We start from the raw sequence: 5646 nt of genomic DNA, 5'->3' as shown, positions 1-5646 counted from the left end.
ATGCTGTGTTTCCTAAATCTCGTCAACTCTTTCTTTTCGCTTCGTCTCAGATTTCTCTGTCGACCTTGCTCTCGTAACCACTTGATTACGTTAACTTTTTCGGTCAGTGCCGAAGCGGAGGCGAACTATAACAAACCTCACCCAGGTTCCGCAAGCCCTCCCACAAAAGAATCCGCACACGGTGCGGATTCGTGATGCGACTGCAGCTCCAGCAGGATTCCGACTCACAAGGTATATTCCTCAGCTAAATAGCATAAAACTAACTTTTAAATTCTGTACGTAATCCTTTGAGGAAATAATGAAGCATCCTGTCCTGCGTCGTACCACGATCGCCGCCCTCTGCGCGTGCTGGCCACTCGCTGCCATTGCCGATGAGATTCGCAATCCAATGAACGTTGTGGTTGTCAGCGGCACCCGCGCGGAACATACCAGCTTCGACCTGCCGGCCGCGATCGATGTCGTCGATGCGGCCCAGATCGGCGCCGCGCAGCTGCGCGTGAATGCATCCGAAGCACTGGCTGCCGTACCCGGCATCGTCGTGCGCAATCGTGAGAATTACGCGCAAGACCTGCAGATCTCGTCGCGTGGCTTCGGCACGCGCTCTGCCTTCGGCGTGCGTGGTGTGCGCCTCGTTGCCGATGGCATCCCGGCCACCATGCCGGATGGCCAGGGCCAGGCCGCGACCTTCAACCTCGATCTCGCCGAGCGCATCGAAGTATTGCGCGGCCCCTTCTCTGCGCTGTATGGCAATCACTCGGGCGGTGTGGTCCAGCTATTCACGCGCGAGCCGACCGACAGGCCAACGGTCGAAGCCAGCTTCACCGGCGGCAGTTTCGGCCAGCGCAAGCTCGATACGAATGCGTCGGGCCGCAGCGGCGGCATTGGCTACCTGATCGATGCATCGCGTTTCGAGACCGACGGTTACCGCGATCACAGTGCTGCCACGCGCGACCAGGCCTATGCCAAGCTGGTGGTGGAACCAACATCGACCAGCCGCCTGGTGATCACGGCCAGTGGCCTGCGCCAGGACGATACGCAGGATCCGCTCGGCGTGACCTGGGATACCTTCCGGCGCGATCCCCGCGCGGGCGAGATCGACACCACCGATACACGCTCGCCCCAGCGCACGCTGGCCGAGCGCTATGACACGCGCAAGAGCATCGACCACCAGCAGTTCGGCGCGACGTTCGAGCAGCGCTTCGGCAAGGATCGACTGCAGGTTACGGCCTACGGCGGCAACCGCCGCGTGATCCAGTACCAGTCGTTCTCGCGCGGCTTCCAGGCGCCACTGACGCACTCGGGCGGCGTCATCGATTTCGACCGCGACTTCTACGGCATCGACGCCAACTGGCGTACGGTGCGCACCCTCGCCGGCGGCACGCTGCGCACCACGGCCGGCCTTGAAATGGCCAGTTCAAAAGATGCACGCCAGGGCTTCGAGAACTTCATCGGCAATACCTTCGGCGTGAAAGGCAATCTGCGCCGCGATGAGAACAACGATGTGACCAGCGTCGACCCGTACGTGCAGGTCGAATGGGAACGCGATCAATGGGTGCTGACCGGCGGTCTGCGTCACAGCCGCGTCGACTTCGATGTCGAGGATCAGTATCTGTCCAATGGCAACGACAGCGGCGGCACCGACTTCCGGCATACAACGCCACTGGTTGGTGTGCTGTACAAGATTTCGCCAACGCTGAACGTGTATGCCAGCGCCGCACGCGGCTTCGAAACGCCGACGATGAACGAATCGTTCTATTCAGGTACTGGTGGAGGTTTCAACTTCGCACTCAAGCCGGCGATCGGCACGCACCTCGAAGTGGGCGCCAAGGCGATGGTGGCCAGCGGCGTGCGCGTCAATGCCGCCGTGTTCCAGGTGAAGACCAAGGATGAACTGGTGGTCGATGCGTCGTCGGGCGGCCGCACCAGCTATCGCAACGCGAGTGCGACGCTACGCCAGGGTGGCGAGCTGTCGGTCGACGCGGAACTGGGCGCCGGCTGGAATGCGCGCATCGCCATGAGCATGCTGCATGCGATCTATGACGAAGGCTTCGGCGCCGTGCCGAAGGGGAGCCGCCTGCCGGGCGTGCCCAAGTCGAGCTTTTACGGCGAATTGGGCTGGAAGGAAGCGGCGGGCCGTTATGGCGTCGCACTCGAAACGGTCGCCAACAGCAAAGTGTATGCGGAAGATACCAACACCGCGCAGACGGCGCCCGGGTATGCGGTCGTCAATGCGCGCGTGCAGGCAAGCCAGCAATTCGGCGGCTGGCGCCTGCGCCAGTTCGCGCGCTTGAACAATCTCTTCGACCGCGACTATGTCGGCTCGGTGATCGTGGGCGACGCGAACCGCCGCTATTACGAAGCGGCGCCTGGCAGCAACTGGCTGCTGGGCGTCAGCGCGCAGTATCAGTTTTAATCAGGTCCACCGGGGCCCGGGCCGGGGCTGGCGGCTCCTGCCCCGGTAGCGCGACATCGGGATACAAGCGTGCCAGCGTCGTCGTCACCGCCGGCACCAATACAGCCTGCACCAGTTTGGTGGCCGCGCCCAGGTCCGGCGCGGCGCGCACCGCTGGCCACAGGTTGGCACTATCGACATCGCGGGCGGCCAGTGCGCTCTCGGCCTCGGCCTGCCAGAATGGCGGCGCTTCGCTTTCGACATAGTTGCCACGTCCGCGCCCGAAGTGCGCCACCGCCAGATAGCGCAGGATCGCCCCGACCAGCATCGTCTGCAGAAACGGGTCGGCAAACTTCACGTTTGCCTGATTGCGGTCCGTGCCCTGATTGAAGCCCCACGCGGCGCCGGCGGCCGTGATGCCGCCGGCGATCGCGCCCAGCAGTGCGCCGGCGCCCATCGTCAGGCCGCCCGCCATCAAGTCAGCCGACAGGCCAGTGGTTGCACCTGCCACCACCGCGCCCAGCAAACCTGCCTGCGCACGGTCGACCGGCGCCTTGACGGCAAAGTTGTCGCGTACGCGCGCATTGATGGCGACCGCCTGGCCCGGATCGATGCGGTACAGGGACAGCATGCGCGCCGTCGCGTGATTAATGCCGTCGTTCAGGCGCTGCACGAGCGCCGCCATCGCCAACTCCTGACGGCGCGCTTCATCCTTGCCGATGCCGACCGCTTTCAGGGCACTGCGCAGCATGCCCGGTTGTTGTGCGTCCAGCGCTTCGGTGTCGCGCGCGGCGGCGGCAATCTGTTCGGCACTCATCTGCAGGGCACTCGCGTAGCGCTCGCGGTTGCGCACGGCCCAAGCAGACAGCAGGCGCGCATAGGCGGGCTGCTTCTCGGCTGCGATCAGGGGCGTGACCGATTCATAGAACACGTGTTCATGCACCCAGCAGCGGGCAAAGGCGTCGAGCGGCAGCACTTCCTTGACGACCGAGTACTGGGCCAGGTGCTGTTTCCAGCGCTGCGGCTCGGCCTGCTCTTCGCTGGCCGGACGCGGTGGGCCAATCTGGTTGAGCAGCACGACCACGGGTTTGCCGAGCCACTCGAGGATATTCATCTCGGACGGCAGATAGCCCGCATCCTGCGGCGACTCGGACGAGTTGACGAGGTATAAAACGACATCGGCTTCTTCACGCGCAGCGCGCAGCGCCTGCTGGCTGAGAAAGAACGGCCGGTCGCGATAACGGTCGAAAACCTCGCGCAGGAACCAGCCAATCGGATTACCCGCCATGGCCAGGCGTTTGTGCAGCCGCACCGAATCGCCGAAACCGGGCGTATCCCACAGCAAGAGAGAATCGCCACCGGGTGTGGACAGCAGCGGATAGCCTTGCGAAATCTGGGTCACGTGGGCGGCGTCGCGGATTTCGCCCACGTCCATCCCGACCAGCGTGCGCGCGAGCGTTGTCTTGCCGTTGTTGGTATGCGAGACCAGGGCAAACTGGATCTTGGCCGGCTGGTTCATCGCAGCTCCGGCAGGGTCAGGCCCGCGCCCAGTTCAAGCGGATGCTTGTCGGGTTCGAGCAAATTGACGACATGGGCGGACGTGCCATGGAAACTGCAGAACTGACGCCACAAGGCATGCCGCTCAGCGGCGCGTTCGGCGCCAATCTGGTCACCAATACGCTCGAGCAGTGGCGACTCGTCCAGCAGCACGGCGACACCGCGCGGCACATGCTTGACCAGGTAGTCCAGCAGCGCGCCGTGATTTTCTTTCTCCGGCGTCGCCGCGAGGCTGAACAGCACGGTGGTCACCGTGATGCCGGCTTCGTTGAGCATCGTCTCGCGCAGTGCATCTTTTGGTTCGATGCCATACGCGACCGACGGCAGCAGTTGCACCCTCGCCTGCCCGCCCAGCGCCGCGGCGGCAATCGCCCACAGGCCGCGGTCGCGTGGCTCGTCGAGCGTGTAGGTGTATGGGATCACGCGCAGCACGGCCGGCGCGCTGGTGCCGATGCTGTCGGCCAGTTTGCGGTAGTACGGCTGATCGAGGTCAAGCGGGAAGTGGCGCGACAAATGGCGCGCGCGCAGGCCGGCAACGATGGCGAGCACCACGCGTGGCAGGATCACCAGCAACAGCAACGTCGCGCCGTACAAGTGCACCCAGCGCTCGCCGACCGGCAGACCGGCGCTGCCGCCGAAACGCAGCTGCTCGATCTCGACCAGCGTAAAGCCTTGCAGGAACGGGAACACGGCCAGCGCTGGCGTGAAGAGCCAGGACAGCAGCGTGTGCACCTGCTGGGCATCGAGGAACGTGCTTTCCCATCCGGTGACGTACTGGGTGAGCAGGCCCCGGGCATACAGGGACGCGACAGCGCCGAGCGCGAAGCCGGCGGCCGCGAGATGCACCGTCCGGCTCAAGCGCGCACGCGTGAGCGGTTCGCTCAACATGGCCCAATCGGCAAGGAAATGGGCAACACCTTCGGCCAGCGCAGTGGGCAGCTTGCGGGGCGCGACAGCCTTGCCCACGCTTAGTCGGCGCAGCAGTGGTGCGCCGCTCTTCTTCCTGCGCGCGGCAGGAACGACCGCCCACACCAGAAGGCCCAGATACACCAGCAGATTCCAGGCGATGATGATCAGGAGCGGAGCGGACAGCAGGTCGACGCGGTGAGGATCGGCGATTCGGTCGAGCGCGGCGCCAAGCACGAAAGCGATGAACGGCAGCGCGAACCAGATCCCGCGCATACCGGGGGCTCGACGCTGGAAAGCGCCGAAGGCCGGCGTGCGTTCGCCAAGGCGTTTGAGGATTTGCTCGGCGCGCTGCTGCAGAAAGTGCTCTTGATTGACGGCGGTATGGCTATCGGCCGCCTGCCATGCAGCGAGTTCGCGTGCGCTGCGGGTGGCATACTTGCGATCGTCGTCGCTCAGTACAGTATGGCCAACGTCGGCGCGCTCGATGGCGCGTGCCAGCACGACATTGCGTGCGACCTGTTCATTCATGCTGTTCCCGTGATTGAAATGACAATGCTGATGGAAGTATTGTGCACCAGATTCACAGGGGTTGGCGGTGGGATGGCGTACCGTGCTCGTCACATCAGCGCACGTGTGCGAAAAAATCGATCGCCCAAAGCGAAAAACCCCACTCAGATCACTGAGTGGGGTTTCTCTATATAACTAGCCTGACGATAACCTACTTTCACACTGGTTGCAGCACTATCATCGGCGCAAAGTCGTTTCACGGTCCTGTTCGGGATGGGAAG

The 5646-nt window shown here is 63.7% G+C and carries 3 protein-coding genes; 1 reads left to right on the top strand and 2 read right to left on the bottom strand.

Annotated elements, in window-relative coordinates:
- Positions 1 to 298 precede the first annotated feature (298 nt).
- Entirely contained in the window at positions 299 to 2413 is a 2115-nt protein-coding gene (locus RCH14_RS23935) for a TonB-dependent receptor (protein WP_343028604.1), read from the top strand.
- On the opposite strand, the gene RCH14_RS23930 is transcribed toward RCH14_RS23935, so the two are convergent.
- Positions 2391 to 3911, bottom strand: a complete 1521-nt coding sequence (locus RCH14_RS23930; protein WP_343028603.1) for a DUF3482 domain-containing protein — start codon at positions 3909 to 3911, stop codon at positions 2391 to 2393. The genes RCH14_RS23935 and RCH14_RS23930 overlap by 23 nt on opposite strands.
- Positions 3908 to 5386 (bottom strand): DUF2868 domain-containing protein, encoded by a 1479-nt coding sequence (locus RCH14_RS23925; RefSeq protein ID WP_343028602.1) that lies wholly within the window; start codon positions 5384 to 5386, stop codon positions 3908 to 3910. Before RCH14_RS23925 ends, RCH14_RS23930 begins: the two co-directional genes overlap by 4 nt.
- Positions 5387 to 5646: the final 260 nt, after the last annotated feature.

The organism is Massilia sp. MP_M2 (genome assembly GCF_039123635.1).
Classification (GTDB): Bacteria; Pseudomonadota; Gammaproteobacteria; order Burkholderiales; family Burkholderiaceae_D; genus Telluria.
This window is presented reverse-complemented; position numbering and strand designations above follow the sequence as displayed.

Excerpts from the sequence above, each read along its gene's own strand:
- RCH14_RS23935 (WP_343028604.1), top strand. The coding sequence starts at position 299 with ATGAAGCATCCTGTCCTGCGTCGTACCACGATCGCCGCCCTCTGCGCG.
- RCH14_RS23930 (WP_343028603.1), bottom strand. The coding sequence starts at position 3,911 with ATGAACCAGCCGGCCAAGATCCAGTTTGCCCTGGTCTCGCATACCAAC.
- RCH14_RS23925 (WP_343028602.1), bottom strand. The coding sequence starts at position 5,386 with ATGAATGAACAGGTCGCACGCAATGTCGTGCTGGCACGCGCCATCGAG.